At 64.4% G+C, this 18,395-nt stretch carries 18 protein-coding genes and 1 tRNA gene; 4 read left to right on the top strand and 15 right to left on the bottom strand.

Going from position 1 to position 18,395, the window contains the following annotated elements; translation table 11 throughout:
- Positions 1-61: 61 nt before the first annotated feature.
- The 6 genes from AAD018_RS00170 to AAD018_RS00145 all read right to left on the bottom strand — a co-directional run bounded on the left by AAD018_RS00170 (position 62) and on the right by AAD018_RS00145 (position 6,067).
- Positions 62-367: a DUF4387 family protein gene (locus tag AAD018_RS00170; RefSeq protein ID WP_367314157.1), complete on the bottom strand. Its 306-nt coding sequence runs from the start codon at positions 365-367 to the stop codon at positions 62-64.
- Positions 360-1,715 (bottom strand): acyclic terpene utilization AtuA family protein, encoded by a 1,356-nt coding sequence (locus tag AAD018_RS00165; RefSeq protein ID WP_367314158.1) that lies wholly within the window; start codon positions 1,713-1,715, stop codon positions 360-362. The genes AAD018_RS00170 and AAD018_RS00165 overlap by 8 nt, the downstream gene beginning before the upstream one ends.
- Positions 1,715-3,220: a tripartite tricarboxylate transporter permease gene (locus AAD018_RS00160; RefSeq protein WP_367314159.1), complete on the bottom strand. Its 1,506-nt coding sequence runs from the start codon at positions 3,218-3,220 to the stop codon at positions 1,715-1,717. Before AAD018_RS00160 ends, AAD018_RS00165 begins: the two co-directional genes overlap by 1 nt.
- Before the next feature lie 9 nt (positions 3,221-3,229).
- Complete coding sequence (locus tag AAD018_RS00155; protein WP_367314160.1) at positions 3,230-3,670, bottom strand: tripartite tricarboxylate transporter TctB family protein; 441 nt, start codon at positions 3,668-3,670, stop codon at positions 3,230-3,232.
- Complete coding sequence (locus tag AAD018_RS00150; protein WP_367314161.1) at positions 3,670-4,638, bottom strand: Bug family tripartite tricarboxylate transporter substrate binding protein; 969 nt, start codon at positions 4,636-4,638, stop codon at positions 3,670-3,672. The genes AAD018_RS00155 and AAD018_RS00150 overlap by 1 nt, the downstream gene beginning before the upstream one ends.
- 397 nt (positions 4,639-5,035) lie before the next feature.
- Positions 5,036-6,067: a LacI family DNA-binding transcriptional regulator gene (locus AAD018_RS00145; protein WP_367314162.1), complete on the bottom strand. Its 1,032-nt coding sequence runs from the start codon at positions 6,065-6,067 to the stop codon at positions 5,036-5,038.
- Positions 6,068-6,167: 100 nt separating this feature from the next.
- On the opposite strand from AAD018_RS00145, the gene AAD018_RS00140 reads away from it, so the two are divergent.
- Positions 6,168-6,244 (top strand) — tRNA-Arg (locus AAD018_RS00140).
- A 30-nt stretch (positions 6,245-6,274) separates the two neighbouring features.
- A complete protein-coding gene (locus AAD018_RS00135; protein WP_367314163.1) occupies positions 6,275-7,309 on the top strand; it encodes an NADP-dependent oxidoreductase in 1,035 nt (344 codons plus the stop codon).
- Here AAD018_RS00135 and AAD018_RS00130 read toward each other — a convergent pair.
- Both AAD018_RS00130 and AAD018_RS00125 read right to left on the bottom strand, forming a co-directional pair.
- Positions 7,306-8,445: an alkane 1-monooxygenase gene (locus AAD018_RS00130; RefSeq protein WP_367314164.1), complete on the bottom strand. Its 1,140-nt coding sequence runs from the start codon at positions 8,443-8,445 to the stop codon at positions 7,306-7,308. The genes AAD018_RS00135 and AAD018_RS00130 overlap by 4 nt on opposite strands.
- A gap of 53 nt (positions 8,446-8,498) precedes the next feature.
- Entirely contained in the window at positions 8,499-9,542 is a 1,044-nt protein-coding gene (locus tag AAD018_RS00125; RefSeq protein ID WP_367314165.1) for an A/G-specific adenine glycosylase, read from the bottom strand.
- A gap of 63 nt (positions 9,543-9,605) precedes the next feature.
- Between AAD018_RS00125 and AAD018_RS00120 the strand changes: the two genes are divergently transcribed.
- Both AAD018_RS00120 and AAD018_RS00115 read left to right on the top strand, forming a co-directional pair.
- On the top strand, positions 9,606-10,109 hold the full coding sequence (locus tag AAD018_RS00120; RefSeq protein WP_367314166.1) for a DUF721 domain-containing protein: 504 nt from the start codon (positions 9,606-9,608) through the stop codon (positions 10,107-10,109).
- Positions 10,110-10,124: 15 nt separating this feature from the next.
- A complete protein-coding gene (locus AAD018_RS00115; RefSeq protein ID WP_367314167.1) occupies positions 10,125-10,787 on the top strand; it encodes a DsbA family protein in 663 nt (220 codons plus the stop codon).
- On the opposite strand, the gene lpxK is transcribed toward AAD018_RS00115, so the two are convergent.
- The 7 genes from lpxK to recQ all read right to left on the bottom strand — a co-directional run bounded on the left by lpxK (position 10,784) and on the right by recQ (position 18,362).
- The gene (gene lpxK / locus AAD018_RS00110) at positions 10,784-11,761 is read right to left on the bottom strand and encodes a tetraacyldisaccharide 4'-kinase (RefSeq protein ID WP_367314168.1); all 978 of its coding nucleotides are present in this window, start codon (positions 11,759-11,761) and stop codon (positions 10,784-10,786) included. The two genes, AAD018_RS00115 and lpxK, sit on opposite strands and share 4 nt — an antisense overlap.
- Complete coding sequence (locus AAD018_RS00105; RefSeq protein WP_412005192.1) at positions 11,758-12,843, bottom strand: 3-deoxy-D-manno-octulosonic acid transferase; 1,086 nt, start codon at positions 12,841-12,843, stop codon at positions 11,758-11,760. The genes lpxK and AAD018_RS00105 overlap by 4 nt, the downstream gene beginning before the upstream one ends.
- Before the next feature lie 122 nt (positions 12,844-12,965).
- On the bottom strand, positions 12,966-13,211 hold the full coding sequence (locus AAD018_RS00100) for a DUF4170 domain-containing protein (protein WP_367314169.1): 246 nt from the start codon (positions 13,209-13,211) through the stop codon (positions 12,966-12,968).
- A 90-nt stretch (positions 13,212-13,301) separates the two neighbouring features.
- Positions 13,302-14,090: a bestrophin-like domain gene (locus tag AAD018_RS00095; protein ID WP_367314170.1), complete on the bottom strand. Its 789-nt coding sequence runs from the start codon at positions 14,088-14,090 to the stop codon at positions 13,302-13,304.
- Between the two features lie 68 nt (positions 14,091-14,158).
- Entirely contained in the window at positions 14,159-14,929 is a 771-nt protein-coding gene (locus tag AAD018_RS00090) for an inositol monophosphatase family protein (protein WP_367314171.1), read from the bottom strand.
- A complete protein-coding gene (locus AAD018_RS00085; protein ID WP_367314172.1) occupies positions 14,922-16,271 on the bottom strand; it encodes a TldD/PmbA family protein in 1,350 nt (449 codons plus the stop codon). The genes AAD018_RS00090 and AAD018_RS00085 overlap by 8 nt, the downstream gene beginning before the upstream one ends.
- A 45-nt stretch (positions 16,272-16,316) precedes the next feature.
- The gene (gene recQ / locus AAD018_RS00080; protein WP_367314173.1) at positions 16,317-18,362 is read right to left on the bottom strand and encodes a DNA helicase RecQ; all 2,046 of its coding nucleotides are present in this window, start codon (positions 18,360-18,362) and stop codon (positions 16,317-16,319) included.
- Positions 18,363-18,395: the final 33 nt, after the last annotated feature.

The raw sequence follows: 18,395 nt of genomic DNA, 5'->3' as shown, positions 1-18,395 counted from the left end.
AAAACGAAGAAGCGCAGCGCGCCGCTTAAAAGACGGCTGGTCCCTTCGGAAAAGCGGAAAATTAGGTTCTGATTTCGATCAATCCGACTAGGACGGCCCAGGATGCACCATGCATGTCGCGGTCTTCCAGAGTGCCCTGAGTCGCGGGCCGTGGAAGGCTGTATTTGATAACGTAAAGGTCCGGCATCTCGAAGGTCTTCACGGCGCTTTCCTCGGCCTTGAAGCAATCGGCGATTTCAGCGGATGACAGTCCATTCCGGACCCTTTCGAACGCCGTTTCCGATCCACAAAAGATATCGATTGTCAGCCAGAACGGGCCTGCATTCTTGGTCCGGACCTTCTCGGCTATTTCGTTCAGCCTAGCCAATATCCTGAACCTCCAGACGAAATGCCTCCATTGGATCATCCAGCTTCAGCGTATGGTTCAGAACAAACTCGAAAACCGCGCCGCGTTTGAGTTCGGGCGGCGAGAAGAGGAATGCGAATGTGGGCTGCTCTTCTGTGGATGTCAGAGGATGATGCAGCAGGTAGGGATTCAGCATCTTCCCGATCTCGTCCGCAAGGTCCTCGGTGCGGGCGGTGACAATCCCAAGAACGCCGATCTCAATAGGATTTGCCTGCTCTGTCTCGAGCGGACCAAAACTGGCCGATTGCCCAATCAGGCGAAGCTCGATGGTGAAATCATCGCTGTCGAGGTTCAGTCGATTGCGCGCCTTCGCGCTGCATTTCTCTAGGATGTCGTCTGCCCAGATCTGAGCATTCTCAACGTATTTGGGATCCCTCAGAAGGCACATCAAGATAACCTGAAATCCCGCGATCCGAGCACCCTCCAGCTTGACCGTGTAGTCTTTGGACGGGACCCACTTCGATCCGGTGACCCGGACGCTGGTGTCATCGACCGCCTCATAGCGTGATTGCCGGGTATCGAGATGCCCGCCCGGCTCGTAAAGGATGAGAGGGTCGCTGTTCTCATACAGCATGTGGGCCGACACTGTATGCGGGCTGGCGCGCGATCCGTCGGCAAGCGGCGTCACGGTAAAGCCGGTATCGTCAAAATCGATCAGCACGACGCCCGATTGTGGATTAGTCGCACAAAGCGCACCGCATTCGCCGATCTTGGCGCCATGCCAGGCGGCCCCCGCATCGCATCCCTGCATCAAAGGCAATGCGGCGATAATGGCGGTGTCCGTTGTTCGCCCCGCGATTACGATGTCGGCGCCAGTCTCCAACGCCGCTTGGATCTGCTCGGCTCCAGCCAGTGCGACGATATTGGTGCAGCTTTGGATGACTTCCGCGTCGATCTGCGGCGCGTTGGGAAGAGGCGTCACCTTTCCGGCTGCAAACCGTTCCGCGATCATTGCCGGATCCTGCGAGCTGCGGAGAACGGCGAGTTTCAGGGGCCGGTTCTGTTCGGCTGCGATCTCCTTGGTGATCTCGACCATCCAATCGACGGCGCTGTCCGCCCCGCATGTCCCCGACGTGCCGATCACCAGCGGAACACCGGCCTTGGCGCGCGCCTCCATCAGGCCCGCCCACTCCGTCTTGATTGAGGCGCGGGCATATTTGGATACGCCTCGGCCCAGATAGGCAGGACCACTATCGGTCGATCCTCCGTCGATCACGATGATGTCTGGCTGTGCGGCCAGACCCCGCTCCAGCGCGGTTTGATCGTAGTTCAGCCCCAACGCGCCGGAGGGGACAAGGACGCGGGTCATCAGTCGGTCACCGCCTGCGGTTTCTTCAACACGCCGCGCAGGAACATTGGGGCGACGAACCCGGCAATGGCCGCGATCCAAAGCCCGATGGCGATTGGTGTCGAGAACAGGAACATCGCGTCTCCGTCCGACAGGACCATGGCGCGGCGCAATGCGTTTTCCATGTTTCCTCCAAGGAGAATGCCCAGGATTACAGGCACTGTCGGGATATCCAGCTTTCGCAGGACATATCCCAGAACGCCGAAGGCGATCATCAGAAGGAGGTCGAAGTAGCTTCCCGATAGCGAATAGATCCCCACGAAGGAGATCATCGTCACGCCCGGCAGCAGAACCCAGGCGGGGACGGTCAGGATCCGGACGAAGATCTTCACCATCGGCACGTTCATCAAGAGAAGCACGACATTCGCGATCAAGAGCGAGGCGATCAGACCCCAGACCACCTCGGGCCGATCGGTGAACAAGGTCGGCCCTGGTGTGATATTGAGCGTCATGAGAAGAGCGAGCAGGACGGCTGTCGTGCCAGACCCCGGGACGCCCAGTGTCAGCATCGGGACAAGCGCGCCACCGGCAGCAGCGTTGTTGCCCGCCTCTGGTGCGGCTACGCCTTTGGCCACGCCGGTTCCGAAACCGCCGGATTTTCCGGCGACGGATTTTTCAGTCATATAGGCCAGAAATGAGCCAAGCGAGGCCCCAGCTCCGGGGAGGATTCCGGCGATGAAGCCGACGCCGCTGGCACGTAGCATCGTCCATTTCGTATGAGCGATATCCTTCCAAGGGATCGTCACCTTCTCGAGCTTGACGCCAATGGTCGAGGCCTTGCCGTGGCTTTCGATGAAGAAGAATACCTCGGCAATCGCGAAGAGACCGACGATAGCCACGAGGAAATCGATCCCATCCATCATGTGCATATTGCCGCCCGTCAGACGCGGCAGCCCCGAGGAGTTGTCGACCCCGATCATCGCGATCCCCAGACCGATGCAGGAGGCCAGCGCGGCCTTGGCCTGATTGTTCGAGGCCATGCCGCCGAGGGTACAAAAGGCGAGCAGGTAAAGGGCGAAATACTCAGCCGGGCCAAAGAGATAGGCAACCTGTGCCAGCATCGGAGCGAGTAGCATCAGGCCGACGGTCGCGAGAAAGGCTCCCACGAAAGAGGCGACACCGGACAAGACCAGCGCATCCCCGGCGCGGCCTTGCTTGGCCATCGGATAGCCGTCGAGCGTGGTCATCAAGGCGGGTTCGTCACCTGGGATATTCAACAGAATCGAGCTGATCCGGCCGCCATACATCGCGCCGTAGTAGACTGATGTCATCAGGACCAGCGCCGCTGTTGCATCGAGGCCCAAAGTGAAGGTCAGCGGGATCAGGATGGCCACGCCGTTGGACGGGCCGAGCCCGGGAAGCGCTCCGATAATGGTGCCGAGGAAGCAGCCGATGATCGCGAGCATCAGCGTGTAGGGCGAGAGCGCGATGGAGAACCCCAAGGCCAGGTTGGACAGCATTTCCATATCGTATTCCTAACCGACCAGCGCTTTGGGCAAGGCGATGAGCCCTAGCCCCAGCCCGTGTTTGAAGAGCAGGAACAAACCGACGGAGAGACCCGCTCCCGCCAGGATGGCGGGCAAGGCGCGCGGTGAAATCTGAAAGCTCAGGATCGCGGCGGTGATCGCGGTCGGGATGATAAAACCGAATGGTTTCAAGGAGTAGGCATAGGCCACGAGAACGACGACCGCGATGGCAAGCGAGAGCCATGTCTTCCAGCCCGGCCAGTCCGGGTCGGGATCCGGGCGGACCAGCATGACCAGACCGCAGATCGCGGCGACGGCTCCGATGCCGATCGGGAAGGCTTTGGGGCCGACGGGATCTGAGAGAAAACTTGTCTGGATCTGCGTGGCGCTCGCGATATAGGCGAGCGCCACAAGAACAGTGATCAGACCGAAGATCCGATCAGAGGCCATTACTGAATGACCCCGATATCCTTCGACATCGCGTTGATTTCGCTGACAAGATTGTCGACGTAACCTTGAAAGTCGTCACCGACGAGAGTGAAGGGCGCAAGGCCGTTCGCCTCCATCGCGGCTTTCCATTCGTCGCTTTCGGCGACCATGGTCAGCTTGTTGGCCCAGTCCTGAAACTGCGCGTCGCTGATGTCCTTGGGCACGTAGAGACCCCGCCAGTTGACGGCGACAACATCGTAGCCCTGCTCCTTGGCGGTGGGGATATCATCGAAGCCCGGAACCCGCTCTTCGGTGAGGACGGCGAGGGCGCGGACTTCACCCGCATTGAGAAAGCCTACCACTTCGGACATGTCGCCGGACATGGCTTGGGTAAAGCCGCCGACCGTCTGCGTGATCGCGTCCGCTCCACCATCGACACCGATATATTTGACGGCTGTTATGTCATTGAAATCAGCGCGTTGAAGGATCATCAGCGGTTTGAGGTGATCGAACCCGCCGACGGCAGATCCGCCTGCAAAAGCGACCGAGCCGGGGTCTGCCTTGATCGCTTCGACAAGGTCATTCAGCGACTGATATTCGCTGTCCGCAGCCACCACGATGACGCCCGGATCGGCCCCGATGGCGCCCACGAAACGGACCTGATCGGCGGTCATTCCGGCATAGGCATTCTGGGCCAGGCGGGTGGTTGTGGCGGAGGAGGCGGCGACGAAAAGATCGGCGTCATCGCTGCGTTCGTTGACGACGTGACCGTAGGCGAGGCCTCCGCCGGCGCCGGCCATGTTGGTGACCTGAACCGGCTGATCGACCGCTCCGATGTCGTACATGATCTTGCCGATCTGGCGGCAGGTGAAATCCCAGCCGCCGCCGGGGTTGGCCGGAGCGATGCATTCGGCAGCGCTGGCGCTATTGACGGCGCCAAAAGACAGCACGGCGCTAACGGCCAATGCCTTGAAAAGACGTGGTTTCATAGAGTTCTCCCTAAACTCAGGCGGGGTTTGTCCCGCTCTTGTTCCGGCGGGGCCGGTGAATCCTCCTCAGATACCGGTCCGCTGGAAAGACAGGATGTCGCAGTTCAGATGCTTTGGCCAGAAATTTGATATTCGGGGAGGTGTTGCGCCCGAGAGAAACGGGAGTGGCCGCTGACGGGAGAGGTTCTGGAACGGGGGACGAATCGGGTCCTTGAAACGCAGGTTAATGCGGCGCGATTGGCGAAATCGAGGGTTCGGTATCCGGTCGGTATTACGTCGGTATCTGGTAGGTGGATTTTCGGACCGATCCGGCGTTAATGCATCGCGCGATGCCATTTCGCGCAACGGCGATGAACAATCGCAGTTACGATATCATGATTGATCACGTGAATTGAGGTCAGCTGCCCCTGACAAGCGTGTCGCCGGTGGTGAGCTTCGGCTGAAGCTCGATGCGCTCTCCGGCGGCATCCTCCCGGTCTTCGGCGCAGCTTTTGGCGATGATTTGCGCTGCCGCCTCTCCGATTTCGCGGCGGCAGGCATCCATCGTCGCGAGTTGGACCGGAAGACCCTGAAGCAGTTCCACCCCGTTGAACCCGGCCAGGCCGATGTCGTGCGGGATGCGGGCGCCCTTTTCGCGAAGATGGATCAGACCGCCCGCGCCGATCATGTCGTTGGAGTAGTAAAGGAAGTCCAAATCGGGGGTGCGGGTCAGCATCGCCTGCGTCATCTCGCGGCCCTTGGCGAGCGCGGAGCCGCCGGAATAGAATTCCTGATCTGCGATCTCGATCCCGCCCTTGGCGAGCCGTTCGGTAAGGCCTTCGAAGCGTTTGCGGGCGCGGTGATCGAGCGGCATCTTGGTGCCCATGAAACCGATCCGCGTGTAGTCGTTTTCGAGGATCGCCTCGGCCATGAGACGGCCTGCGCGGCGGTGCGAGATGCCGACGCAAGCATCGATCGGCTCTCCATCGACATCCATGATCTCGACCACAGGGATGCCTGCGGCCACGAGCATCGCGCGGGCCGCATCGGAATGTTCGAGGCCGGCCACGATGACACCGGAGGGGCGCCAGGAGAGCATTTCGTAGAGGACACGCTCTTCCTTTTCGGGATTGTAGTCGGTCACGCCGATCACCGGCTGAAGCGGGGTGCCGTCGAGCGTGTCCGAGATCCCGCGCAGCACTTCGGGAAAGACCATGTTGGCCAGCGACGGGATGATGACGGCAACGAGGTTGACCCGCTGCGAGGCGAGCGCCCCGGCGATTTGGTTCGGCACGTAGCCGAGTTGCTTGGCCGCATCGCGGACCTTGAGGCGGGTCGCTTCGGAGACATCTCCCTTGCCGCGCAGGACGCGGGAGACTGTCATTTCGCTAACACCCGATGCTTCGGAGACGTCGCGAAGGGTCAGGGTGCGTTTGCGGCCGGTTGTCACGGGATGGGTCCTTCCTGAGAGCAGGGACAGGCTATCGCGGTGCGGCTTGGCTTCCAAGGGTTGCCATGTGTCCCTCGTCGAGAGAAAACGGATCCGCAGCGGCCCCGTAGCTCAGCCGGATAGAGCGACCGCCTCCTAAGCGGTAGGCCACAGGTTCGACTCCTGTCGGGGCCGCCAAGTCCTTTCACGTCCATCAGGAGCTTCCCCATGTCCCAATCCGCTACTGCCATCACGCTCGCCTCGCGTCCGTCGGGGAAGCCGACCCCTGATAACTTCAAGCAGGAGGAGCTGGAGCTGGGCGATCCCGGCACCGGGGAGCTGCTGGTTCGGGTGATCTGGCTGTCGCTGGATCCTTACATGCGCGGGCGGATGGACGACGCGAAGTCCTATGCTGATCCGGTGGCGATTGGGGATGTGATGGAGGGCGGCGCGGTGGCGGAGGTTCTGGTGTCGAACCACGACGGCTATGCGGCCGGGGATATCGTCACGGGGCAGATCGGGTGGACCAGCCATGCAGTGGTGTCAGGCGATGAATTGCGCAAGCTGGATCCGGCGATTGCGCCGATTTCGACAGCTTTGGGCGTTTTGGGCATGCCGGGGATGACGGCTTGGGCGGGGCTGAACGAGATCCTGAAGGCGAAGGAGGGGGAGACGATCCTTGTCTCTGCCGCGACAGGCGCGGTGGGCGGCGTTGTCGGGCAACTCGCCAAGGCGAAGGGGATGCGGTTTCTGGGTGTCGCGGGTGGGGCTGAGAAATGCGCCTATGCGACCGAGACGTTGGGATATGACGCTTGTTTCGATCACTACGCACCGGATGCGCGGGAGCTGCGCAGGCAGATCGCCGGGGCCGCGCCGGACGGGGTCGACTGCTATTTCGAGAATGTTGGCGGCAAGACGCTGGAGGCGGTGACGCCGGTTCTGAACACTTATGGGCGGATCGCTTTGTGCGGGATGATCGCATGGTATTCGGGGGCGGGCGTGGCCGAGGCGATGCCGCTTCCCAAGATGTGGCGGACGATCCTGACGCAGCGGCTGCGGGTGCAGGGGTTCATCGTGACCGACCATTTCGATCGGTTCGGGGATTTCCTGCGCGAGGTCGCCCCAATGGTGGGTGATGGCCGCGTGGCGGTGAAGGAGGACGTGACCGAGGGGCTGGAGAATGCGCCCGCCGCCTTTATCGAGATGCTGGGCGGCGGGAATTTCGGGAAGACGCTGGTGCGGGTCGGCCCCTATCCTTCTTAGCGTGGAAGGGGGTTGGTCGCGGTCTTGTACGGCGTCCAATCCTCGATCTCGGGGTAGTAGGTCTTGCGCCACTGGCGGACCCGCGGGTTCATGTAGCGGCGCCAGACCGGCGGGATCATCGCCAGCATCGTCATGACGGGATAGCCATAGGGCAGCTGCGGTGCCTCGTCCTTGTCGTAGGTCTGAAGCAGCGGGAAGCGGCGGTCAGGCTTGTAGTGGTGGTCGGAGTGGCGCTGCAGGTTGATGAGCAGCCAGTTCGACGCCTTGTGGGCCGAGTTCCAGGAATGGCGCGGCAGAACATGCTCGTATTTGCCATCGCCAAGATGTTTGCGGGTCAGGCCGTAATGCTCGACATAGTTGACGAGCTCGAGCTGCCAGATCGCGATGAAGGCCTGCGCCACGAAGAGGAGCACGCCGATCCAGCCTGCGATCAGGAAGGAGAGGATGAGGAAGCCCAGTTGCAGCGCGCCATAGCGCCAGAACGGGTTCTTGAGATCCCAGACGGGTTTGTCGCGGCGGGCGAGCATCGCCTTCTCGGCGTTCCAGGCGGAGGTGAAGCATTGATGCAGGACGCGCGGGAAGAAGGTGTGGAAGCCTTCGTTATAGCGGGCGGTCACGGGGTCCCTTGGGGTCGCGACATAGCGGTGATGGACCAGCATATGCTCGGACCGGAAATGGCTGTAGAGCGCCATGGCCATCAGGATGTCGCCCATCCAGCGTTCGAGCTTGGGTTTTTGGTGCATCAGCTCGTGCGCGTAGGTGATGCCGATCGTGCCAGAGATGATGCCCATATTGGCGATGAGGAAGAACACCTCCCATCCCGCGAGGTGATCGGCGCGGACGGCGTACCACATGATCGAGAAGAGCGTGATCGCCTGGACGGGGGCCCAGATGATCGTGATGAGCTTGTACCAGCTGAGGTCGGCATCGGAATTGGGGTCGGGGTTGGCGTCCTCCATGCCGAGGGCGGCATCCACGAGGCTGAAGAGATACCAAGTGCAGATCGGCAGCAGGAACACGGTCCAGCCACCGTTGAGCGCGCCGATCCAGGCGATGGGCACGAGGCCGAGCGACAGCCAGAAAGGGGCTGCGCGCGAGAAGCGGCTGAGTTCGGGTGGTGAAACCGTGGTGGTCATTGTGGATGTCCCCTGCTCTTTGACGTGTAGGTTACGTCAGGTGAGCGCGCGGATCAAAGGCGTCGTAACGTCTCGGGGGTGAGATCCCAGACCTTGCGCATCAGGGTCGGCAGGCTGGACGGGCGGAAATCGGCGCGGGGGACGAAGACGCCTCGGTGGGGTTCTGCCGATGCGGGAGCGGTGGCTGTGTGGATGGCGAGGCGCAGGTGGAAATGAGTGAAGGTGTGGCGGGCTTCGGTGCCGGTGTCCTGCCAGGTCGCGTCGAGCGGGGGTGCAGGGGCCGGATCGTCCGACCAGTCGGTGGTCGGCCAGGCGAGCATCCCGCCCAGAAGGCCTTTGTCCGGGCGGGTCTCGAGCAAGACCGCTCCGTCTTCGCGGATGGCGACATAGGCGATGCCGAGGCGGGTGGGTTTGGGTTTCTTGGGGGTCTTTTTGGGCAACTCGCCCTGGGTTCCGGCGGCGCGGGCGCGGCAGGGATCGCGCCACGGGCAGATGCCACAGGCCGGAGATTTGGGCGTGCAGATCGTGGCACCGAGATCCATGACAGCCTGGGCGTAGTCTCCGGGGCGCGTCCTTAGCGTCAGCGCGGCGGCATGGCTGTGGAGAATCGGTTTGGCCTGAGGGAGCGGCGTGTGTTCGTCGTGCAAGCGCGACATGACGCGTTCGACATTGCCGTCCATGACGACCGAGGGCTGGCCAAAGGCGATGGCCGAGATGGCGGCGGCGGTGTAGGGGCCAATGCCGGGGAGGGTCAGGAGGCTCTCGTAATCGGTGGGGAATCCGCCGCGGGACGCGACCTCGCGGGCACATTTGAGCAGGTTGCGGGCGCGGGCGTAGTAGCCAAGGCCCGCCCATTCGGCCATGACGGCAGCGTCTTCGGCCCCGGCGAGGTCCTGAACGGTGGGCCAGATCGTAGCAAAGCGTTCGAAATAGGATTTGACGGCGGCGACGGTCGTCTGTTGCAGCATCACCTCGGACAGCCAGATGCGATAGGGATCGGGCGCGGCATTCGATCCGGGCGGGATGCGCCAGGGCAGATCGCGGGCGTGGCGGTCGTACCAGTCCAGAAGGAGACCGGGGAGATCCTCGTCACGCATTCTTTATGCTCGCTCCGTCCGGTTTCGCTGGCTGCTCGCAGGCTGCCTCTTTAGGTTGGGGCTATGACGATGCGCAAGTCCTCGACCCGGCATGGCTTTGCCCGCGCCTCTGGCCTGGTGCAGGGACAGATCCGGCGCGCGAGCGAGACGCGCGGCTTTGCGGTGGCCAAGCTGCTGACACACTGGGCCGAAGTGGTCGGGCCGGATCTGGCCAGCAAGGCCGAACCGGTCAAGGTCAGCTATGGCAAAGGCGGGATCGGCGGGACGCTGACGGTTCTGGTGAAGGGAAGCCTTGCGCCGATCGTCGAGATGGAAAAGGAACGGATCCGCGAGCGGGTGAATGCCTGCTACGGATATGGAGCGATCAAGGCGGTGCGGATTACGCAGACCGCGCCGCACGGCTTTGCCGAGGCGGCGACGCGGTTCGACGCAGCCCCCTTGAAGCGGCCCGCGCCGGATCCGACATTGGTCCAAACGGCAGAGCGCAGCGCGGATGGGGTGGATGATCCCGGATTGCGCGGCGCGCTGGAGAAACTGGCACTGAATGTGCTGTCGAAAACGCGATGATGCAGGAGATTGCGGATGTTGAAGCGTAGAGCGGTTCTGGCCCTTGGGGGCGCGGCCTTTGTCGGCGGCGGAGCATATCTGCTGACCCGCCCGATGGCCGGGGATCAGACCTTTATTGGTGCGGTAGAGGCGCAGCAGGCTGCGGATGTCGACACGTCCGGCATCATCGAGATGGTGCAGGGCGCCGAGGATGCGCCGGTAACGATCACCGAATATGCCAGCTTTACCTGCCCGCATTGCGCGACTTTCCATGCCAACCAGTATCCGCAGCTCAAGGAAGAGTTCATCGATACCGGCAAGGTGCGGTTCACCTATCGCGATGTCTATTTCGATCGTCCGGGCCTGTGGGCCGCGATGATCGCGCGTTGCGATCCGAACCGGTTCTTCGGCATTGCAGGCATGCTTTACGAGCGGCAGGGCGAGTGGACGCAAGGGGACGGCCCTACAATCGCCGAGAACCTTAAGCGGATTGGGATTGCGGCGGGGCTGGATGCCGAGCGGGTCGAGGCCTGTCTGGCCGATGGCGATACCGCGCAGGCGCTGGTGGCCTGGTATCAGCAGAATGCCGCAGCCGACAACGTGCAGGCGACGCCGACGCTGGTCGTGAATGGCGAGACGATGTCGAACATGTCCTATGAGGACCTCAAGGCCGTGATCGAGGAAGAGCTGGGCAGCTAAAGGTCCAGCTTTTTCAGCGCTATGTCGAGCGGCTCGGGGTCCTTGATCGCGAGCCGGACCGGCAGCGTCAGGACCTGAGCGCGCAGGTTGTCCGGCAGGCGGACGGCATCCTTTTCCGTGGTCACGAGCTGTGCGTTGAGGCGTTTGGCGTCCGAGAGAAGGCGCGCCATGAGCGGCTCCGTCAGCGCCTGATGGTCGGCCAGCGGCTCTCCGTGGATCAGGTTGGCGCCGGTCTGGCGGAGCGTGGCGAAGAATTTCTCGGGATGGCCGATGCCTGCAAAGGCCAGGACGGGCAGGCCTTGCCATGGCATACCGGTGAGGAGCGGCTTGAGCTCTGCGGTGAGGTGCGGGAGGGGGATTGTCCAGCTTTCGGAAAAGGCCTGTTGAGCCGGGTCCGAACCGATGGAGAGCAGCAGGTCGGCACGCCTAAGGCCCGCCTCGACCGGTTCGCGCAGGGGGCCAGCGGGGAGGCAAAGGCCGTTGCCAAATCCCTTGGCCGCATCGACGGTGATGATCGAGAGATCCTTGGCCACGGCGGGGTTCTGAAAGCCGTCATCTAGAAGCAGAACGGTTGCGCCAGCGGCAGCGGCGGCGCGCGCCCCGGCGGCGCGGTCCTTGGCGACCCAGGTGGGGGCGAAGGCGGCGAGGAGGAGTGGCTCGTCTCCAGTCTGATCGGCGGTATGGGCGCTGGGATCGACCTGGACGGGGCCGTCGAGCGTGCCGCCATAGCCGCGTGTGACGATATGGGGCTGCGCGCCCGATCGGGTCAGCTTTTCGGCCAGATGGATGGTGGTGGGCGTCTTGCCGGTGCCGCCCGCATTGAGGTTGCCGATGCAGATGACAGGGATCTCGGGGCGGATCTCGGGGGGCCTGGCGACGCGCCGGGCGGTGGCGGCGGCATAGAGCGCGCCGAGGGGCTGGAGCGCGCGGGCCTGAAGGCCGGGCGGGCGATACCAGAAGGCGGGCGCTTTCATATCTCGAGCGCCTCGACGGTCAGATCGACGAGGCGGTCCGTGGTTTCGGCGCCTTCGGAGCCCAGGCTCCAGGCGGCGGTGGCCAGCGCGGCTGCGGTGTCGGGCGAAAGCAGGTCGCGGACGGCCAGGCCGAGGCGCGCGGGATCGAAGATCTTGCGCAGGGCGCCTGCATTCAGCAGGTGCTCGTAGGCGGTGCTGAGCGCATGGGGTCCGGCGATGATAGCGGAGCCTAAGGCGGCGGCCTCGCGCGGGTCGGATTTGCCGTCTCCGGCGAAGGTGCCGCCCATCGCGACGATGGGGGCGATGCGGTACCAGAGGCCCATCTCCTCCTCCAGATCGGCGACATAGACTTCGATCATGGGATCAGGATCGTCGCCTCGGCTCCGCAGGCCGGCGGTGAAGCCGGCCAGGGTCGCGACCTTCTCCATCGACGCGGCATCCTCCGGATCGTTGGGCGCGAGGATCAGGAGGAGCCGGTGGGTATGGGCGCTGGCCGTGCGGTGGGCGTTGATGCAGAGCCGCGCCTCCTGCAGGCCGACGCCTGCGCCCAGCCAGACGGGGCGGCCCGAGAGCAGATCGGCGATGGCCGTGCGCTCGGCTTCTTGGCAGGGCAAGGCAGGGGCGCCGCGTTCGAGGAGGGATGCGGTTTCGATCCCGTCGGGTTCGGCGCCTGCCTGTTTGAGGCGTTGGGTTTCGTCTTCGTTGACGGACATGATCCATTCGAAGCTGCGGAGCGTCGCGCGGGTGAGGCCCGGGATTTGCGAGGTGTTGGAGATCTGGAGACGGCCGATATCGGCCTCCACGAAGAAGCGGACCATCTCGCGCCGGGTGGAGCGGCTGACGAGGGCCGGGGAGAGCGGGCCGCGCGACCAGATGAGGATATCGGGCCGCCAGTGATCGAGGAAGGCCTCGCCGCTTTCGACAGTGTCTTCGGGCGCGACGTCCAGAAGGACATTGGGCAGGGTCCGGCTGGGATAGGTGCCGGTCATGATCACAGTGGCCTCCGGCAGGATATCGAGCAGACGCTGGGCATAGGTCATCAGGCCGGGGCCCGCGTCGGGCTCTCCGGCATGGGCCCAGATGACGGGGCCGATCGCGGGGCGGAGCGGGCGGTCGTCGCGTGTGGGCGCGCGCCGTCCGCGATGGAGCGACTCAAAGAGCCGCAGTGCGGTCCCCGGCCGCCCCCGTGAGATCGGCCTGCGGGTCAGGTGCCGAGCTCTTCGGTCGGGGAGGCGGCGGTTTCCTCGTCGCGCAGCCGGTGAATATGGGCGATGAAATAGCGCATATGGGCGTTGTCCACAGTGCGCTGCGCCTCGGATTTCCAGGCGTTATAGGCGGTATCGTAGTCCGGAAACATACCGACGATATGGATGTCGTCGACGTTCTTGAACGCGTTCTTGGTCGGATCGATCAGCTCTCCGCCGAAGACGAGATGCAGGCGCTGGGTCATGGATGAGGCTCCGCTGGATGGGTTTGGGCGACCCTACGGATTGGCCGGGAGGCGTCAAGGCGGGGCCTTGGCGTCCTCCGGGCCGGACGCTCACATTTTCATGGCCTCGACGGTGGTGATCAGCTTGGTCTGGTCAACTTCGATTAGGCCGCGGCGCGGGCGGTCGAGATCGATGATGAGAAAGACGAGGATCACGATCAGGATCATCATGGCATAGATTGGAACGCCGGGCCGCACGCCAGAGATCGCGGAGGCGAAGCCGATCACGCCGCCGAGCAGGATGAAGGTGCCGAAGAGCAGGAAAAGGACCAATTCGGGCACATGCCGGTCGATGGCAGCATCGCGGCTGGAGAGCGCATCGATCATGTCGTTGAGGCTGGCCGCGAAGGCCATGGCGACGGGGCCGCCGACCTCGCGCGCCTCGTCAGAAGCCAGCGTCCAGAGATTGCCGAAGATGGTTTCGGCGGCGCGGATCAGTTCCTCGCGGCGGTCGAAATCGGCGGCAGAGACGCGGGCGGCCTCGACCCGGACGATCCCGTAGCGGGAGAGCAGCGCCTTGGCCTCCTCCCGCCTCTCGTCACTGAGCAGATCGGTGCGCAGCCAGGCAGTGCCGAGCGCGTTCGCTTCGTTCACGACTTCGGTCGAGCGCTGATCGTAGCGTCCAAGCGACAGCGAGAAGGTGAAACCCAGAAGGAGCGCCAGAAGACCGAGGAGCGAGCCCTGGACCGCGTTGGCCTGACTCTTGCTTTCTTCGTTTTCGTTCATCTGGAGGCGCTTGCCGGTCACGGTCCCGAGAAGCATGGCGCCGACCATCAGGGCAAAGAGACCGAAGGAGACGAGATATGAGGGGATGTCGTACATGAGTTCACTCTGGGCCACGGGTTCGGCAACCTTTCGCTTATGACGCGTCCGATGCAGACAGCACAAGAGCGGTGATGCGGCAAGGCTTACGCGAGGCGGCCTGTGATCTCGGCGTGGAGGGTGGGATTGGCGGCCACGATGCCGTCGGTCATCGCATCCTCGCTGTTGAAGCTGAGGGCGCGGTGGCGGCGGTCGGTGACGCGGGCGCCCGCCTCGCTGGCGATGAGGGTTCCGGCGGCGATGTCCCATTCCCAGGTTGGGCGCAGGGTGATCATCGCGTCGAATCGGCCTTCGGCCACGAGGCAGAGGCGGTAGGCCAGCGAAGAGCGGAAGTGGCGGTCGATGGGCGGGGGGCCATCTTTCCAGCGTTCGGGGACGAAATTCGGTTTCGCGCCCAGAACGGTCGCGCCGTCGATCTCAGTCCTGTCCGCGCAAGTGATGGGTTCGCCGTCCCGTGTCGCGCCCTGCCCCGCCTCGGCGGCATAGAGCCTGTCCCGCGCGGGCATGTAGACGGCGGCGGCTGTGATCCGGCGCTCATGGGCGAGACCGATGGAGATCGCCCAGTCCTTGCTACCCTCGATGAAGGCGCGGGTGCCGTCGATGGGATCGACGATGAATTGGCTGTCGGTGACCTGCCTGCGGGCGGTATCCTCGGTTTCCTCGCTGAGCCAGCCATGGCGGGGACGCTCGTTCAGAAGGTGCTCGCGCAGGAAGACGTCGACGGCGAGGTCCGCTTCGGTCACGGGGCCTGCGCCGTCCCCTTTGTCGCGCACGCGCAGATCCGCGTCCTGAAAGAAGTCCATCGCGATGGCCCCGGCCCGGCGGGCGGCCTCTGTCAGAAGGTGGAGGTCAGTCACCGGCGAGGGTCAGGCTGTCGATTAGAAGCGATGGGACCACGCGCGACAGCCATGTGCGCGCGTCGTTGGCGGGCACAATCCGGGCCAGCATCTCGGGCAGGGAGCCTGCGATGGTGCATTCGTTGACCGGGTAGGCGATCTCTCCGTTTTCGATCCAGAAGCCGGAGGCGCCGCGGGAATAGTCGCCGGTATTGGGGTTGATGGTCGAGCCGATCATGGAGGTGACCAGCAGGCCGGTGCCCATGTCGCGCATCAGATCCTTGCGGGATTTGTCCCCTTGGGTGAGCGCGACATTGGTCACGCTGGGGGCCGGGACGGAGGACGGGCCGCGCGCGGCGCTGGCAGTGCTTTGCAGGCCCAGTTTTCGCGCGGTTGCCAGATCGAGCGTCCAGCCAGTGAGCGTGCCTTTGTCGATGATCTTGCGGGCCGCGGTCGGCAGGCCCTCGGCGTCGAAGGGGCGGGAGGAGGGCATGCGGCGGCGCAGGGGATCTTCGGTCAGGTCGAGGTGATCGGGCAGGAGTTGTTGGCCCTCGCGCCCCAGAAGCCAGGACGAGCCGCGCGCGATGGCGTTGCCGTTGGCCGCCTGCAGGAGGTGCCCGATCAGCGAGGAGGAGATGCGTTCGTCGAAGAGAACCGGGTAGGTGCCGGTCTTGGGCTTGCGCGCGCCCGCGCGTTCGGCGGCGCGGGTGCCGGCGGTGGTGCCGATCTCTGCCGGGTCGCGCAGATCGCCGGCGAAGACGCGGTGATCGCCGTCGTAGTCGCGCTCCATCTCCGTGCCGGTGCCGCTGATGGCGACGCAGGAGAGGCCGTTTTCGGTGCGCCCGTAGCCGCCTTCGAACCCGTTGGAGGCGGCCAGATGGATGGTGCGGCGTCCGTAGCCTGCGCTGGCGCCCTGCACCTGCGTGACGCCATCCATCGCCATCGCGGCGGTCTCGGTGGTGCGGGCCGCCTCTTCGAGCGCGGCGGGATCGGGTTCGGGGGCCGGATCGGTCAGCTCGAGCCCGGCGGCATCGCGCAGCTGCGAGAGCTGGGCGGGATCGGCGAGGCCGATATGGGGATCTTCGGGGGCTTCGCGGGCCATGGTGACGGCGCGGCTGGCCATCTCCTCGATCGTGTCGGGGCGGATGTCGGAGGCCGAGACGGTCGATTGCCGCTGGCCGATGAAGACGCGCAGGCCGACATCGATGCTCTCACTGCGTTCGGCCTGTTCGAGCGCGCCCGCGCGCACATCGACCGAGACGGAGGTGGCATCGATGGCCATGGCGTCGGCGGCGTCCGCTCCGGCGCGGCGGGCGGCATCGAGGAGCTGGGCGGTGAGATCGGGGAGGGCATGTTGAGGCATGCGCAGGGAGGTAGCCCGGGGGTGGCAGGGCTGCAAGGGCGGCAATCAGCCCTCGCGCAGGACGTCCAGAAACGCGGCGCCAAAGCGCTCAGCCTTTTGCGGGCCCATGCCGGGGATCTTCTCGAGAGCGCCCAGGCTATCGGGGCGGCGTTCAGCGATGTGGCGCAGGGTGGAGGTCGTGCAGGACATGTATTTGCCTGTGCCGTCCTCGCCGCGCGCCAGCGCCGATTGCGCGTCGGTCAGGCGGTCGAATGCCTCGCCCTGGGGTTTGCCCGCCAGTTTGCGGCGGGCGGGGTGGACGGGACCCGGTTCGGCGCCGGTGATGACCTCGAGGAACGCCGTGCCATAGCTTTCCAGCTTTTTCGCGCCAACGCCGCCGATGCGGGCCATCTCGTCCAGCGTCATGGGGCGCTTTTCAGCCATCTCGATGAGGGTGCGGTCGTTGAAGACGATATAGGCGGGGCCGCCCAGCGCCTCGGCCAAGGCGCGGCGTTTGGCCTTGAGCGCGGAGAGGAGCGGCGCATTCTCTTCGCTGACCAGCTCTCTCACCGCCGGGCCGCGTCCCTTGGCGGCGGTGATCGTGTCGCGGCGCAGGGTGATCGTTGCATCGCCCTTGAGGATGGGACGGGCCGCCTCGGTCATCCAGAAGGCGCCATAGCGGTCGGGGTCGGGGCGGATCAGGTCGAGGCCCATCATCTGCCGGAAGATCGCCTGCCATTGGCGGCGGTCATAGTCCTTGCCCACGCCGAAGGTGGGCAGGCTGTCATGATTGCGGGACGTGATCTTGTCGGTGAGCTGGCCGAGCAGGATGTCGATGAGATAGCCCGCGCCGAAGCGCTGGTCGGTGCGTAGGATCGCGGAGAGGGCCATGCGGACGGCGGTCGTGCCGTCGAACGTATCGGGCGGCGTGTCGCATAGGTCGCAATGGCCGCAGGGCTGCGCCGTCTCTCCGAAATAGCCGAGCAGCGTCGTGCGGCGGCAGGCGAGTGCCTCGGCCAGACCCAGAAGCGCGTTGAGCCGTCCGTGATCGGCCATGCGGCGTTCAGGCGGGGCCATGCCTTCGTCGATCTGGGCGCGACGCAGCTTGATATCCTCGGGGCCGTAAAGGGTCAGCGTTTCGGCGGGGGCGCCATCGCGTCCGGCGCGTCCGATCTCTTGATAATAGGCTTCGATCGATTTGGGCAGGTCGGCATGGGCGACCCAGCGGATATCGGGTTTGTCGACGCCCATCCCGAAGGCGACGGTGGCCACGACGATCAGCCCGTCTTCGGTGGTGAAGCGGTGTTCGGTCTGGCGGCGCATCTCGGGGTCCATGCCGCCGTGATAATGCGTCGCGGAATGGCCTGCCTCGCGCAGGGCCTGGGCGAGCGTTTCGGTCTTGGCGCGGGTGCCGCAATAGACGATGCCGGAGCGGCCCTTGCGGGCGCCTGCGAAGTCGAGGATCTGCGCGCGGGGGCCGTTCTTGGCGGCGAAGGCCAGATGGATATTCGGGCGGTCGAAGCCGTGCAGGAAGGTGGCGGGCGCTTCGCCATCGAAGAGCTTTTCGATGATCTCGACCTGGGTTTCGGCGTCGGCGGTCGCGGTGAAGGCGGCGAGCGGGACGCCAAGACTGCGCCGAAGTTGGCCGATGCGCAGGTAGTCAGGACGAAAATCATGGCCCCATTGGCTGACGCAATGGGCCTCGTCCACGGCTATAAGCGTGGTATTCGCGCGGCGCAGCATCCGCTCGGTTCCGCCCGAGGCGAGGCGTTCGGGCGCCATGTAAAGCAGCTTGAGCCGACCCTCTTCGAGGGCCTGCCAGATGGCATCGGTTTCCTCGTCGGTATTGCCGGAGGTGAGCGCGCCCGCCTCGACGCCCGCCGCCTTAAGAGCGCGGACCTGATCGCGCATGAGCGCGATCAGCGGCGAGATCACGACCGTCACGCCGTCGCGCGCCAGGGCTGGAAGTTGGAAACAAAGCGATTTGCCCCCGCCGGTGGGCATGATGGCCAGCGTGTTGCGGCCTTGGGTGACGGCGGTCACGATGTCTTCCTGACCGGGGCGGAAGGCATCGAATCCGAAGACGTCTCGCAAAAGCGTGGCAGCGCTCATCTCGGGGCCTGTTTTTATGGTTATCGCTCGATT

The organism is Aestuariibius insulae (assembly GCF_040783535.2).
GTDB classification, from domain to species: Bacteria; Pseudomonadota; Alphaproteobacteria; order Rhodobacterales; family Rhodobacteraceae; genus Aestuariibius; species Aestuariibius insulae.
This window is presented reverse-complemented; position numbering and strand designations above follow the sequence as displayed.

Excerpts from the sequence above, each read along its gene's own strand:
- AAD018_RS00165 (WP_367314158.1), bottom strand. The coding sequence starts at position 1,715 with ATGACCCGCGTCCTTGTCCCCTCCGGCGCGTTGGGGCTGAACTACGAT.
- AAD018_RS00160 (WP_367314159.1), bottom strand. The coding sequence starts at position 3,220 with ATGGAAATGCTGTCCAACCTGGCCTTGGGGTTCTCCATCGCGCTCTCG.
- AAD018_RS00155 (WP_367314160.1), bottom strand. The coding sequence starts at position 3,670 with ATGGCCTCTGATCGGATCTTCGGTCTGATCACTGTTCTTGTGGCGCTC.
- AAD018_RS00150 (WP_367314161.1), bottom strand. The coding sequence starts at position 4,638 with ATGAAACCACGTCTTTTCAAGGCATTGGCCGTTAGCGCCGTGCTGTCT.
- AAD018_RS00135 (WP_367314163.1), top strand. The coding sequence starts at position 6,275 with ATGTCCCAATCCGCTACTGCCATCACGCTCGCCTCGCGTCCGTCGGGG.
- AAD018_RS00130 (WP_367314164.1), bottom strand. The coding sequence starts at position 8,445 with ATGACCACCACGGTTTCACCACCCGAACTCAGCCGCTTCTCGCGCGCA.
- AAD018_RS00125 (WP_367314165.1), bottom strand. The coding sequence starts at position 9,542 with ATGCGTGACGAGGATCTCCCCGGTCTCCTTCTGGACTGGTACGACCGC.
- AAD018_RS00120 (WP_367314166.1), top strand. The coding sequence starts at position 9,606 with ATGACGATGCGCAAGTCCTCGACCCGGCATGGCTTTGCCCGCGCCTCT.
- AAD018_RS00115 (WP_367314167.1), top strand. The coding sequence starts at position 10,125 with ATGTTGAAGCGTAGAGCGGTTCTGGCCCTTGGGGGCGCGGCCTTTGTC.
- lpxK (WP_367314168.1), bottom strand. The coding sequence starts at position 11,761 with ATGAAAGCGCCCGCCTTCTGGTATCGCCCGCCCGGCCTTCAGGCCCGC.
- AAD018_RS00100 (WP_367314169.1), bottom strand. The coding sequence starts at position 13,211 with ATGACCCAGCGCCTGCATCTCGTCTTCGGCGGAGAGCTGATCGATCCG.
- AAD018_RS00085 (WP_367314172.1), bottom strand. The coding sequence starts at position 16,271 with ATGCCTCAACATGCCCTCCCCGATCTCACCGCCCAGCTCCTCGATGCC.
- recQ (WP_367314173.1), bottom strand. The coding sequence starts at position 18,362 with ATGAGCGCTGCCACGCTTTTGCGAGACGTCTTCGGATTCGATGCCTTC.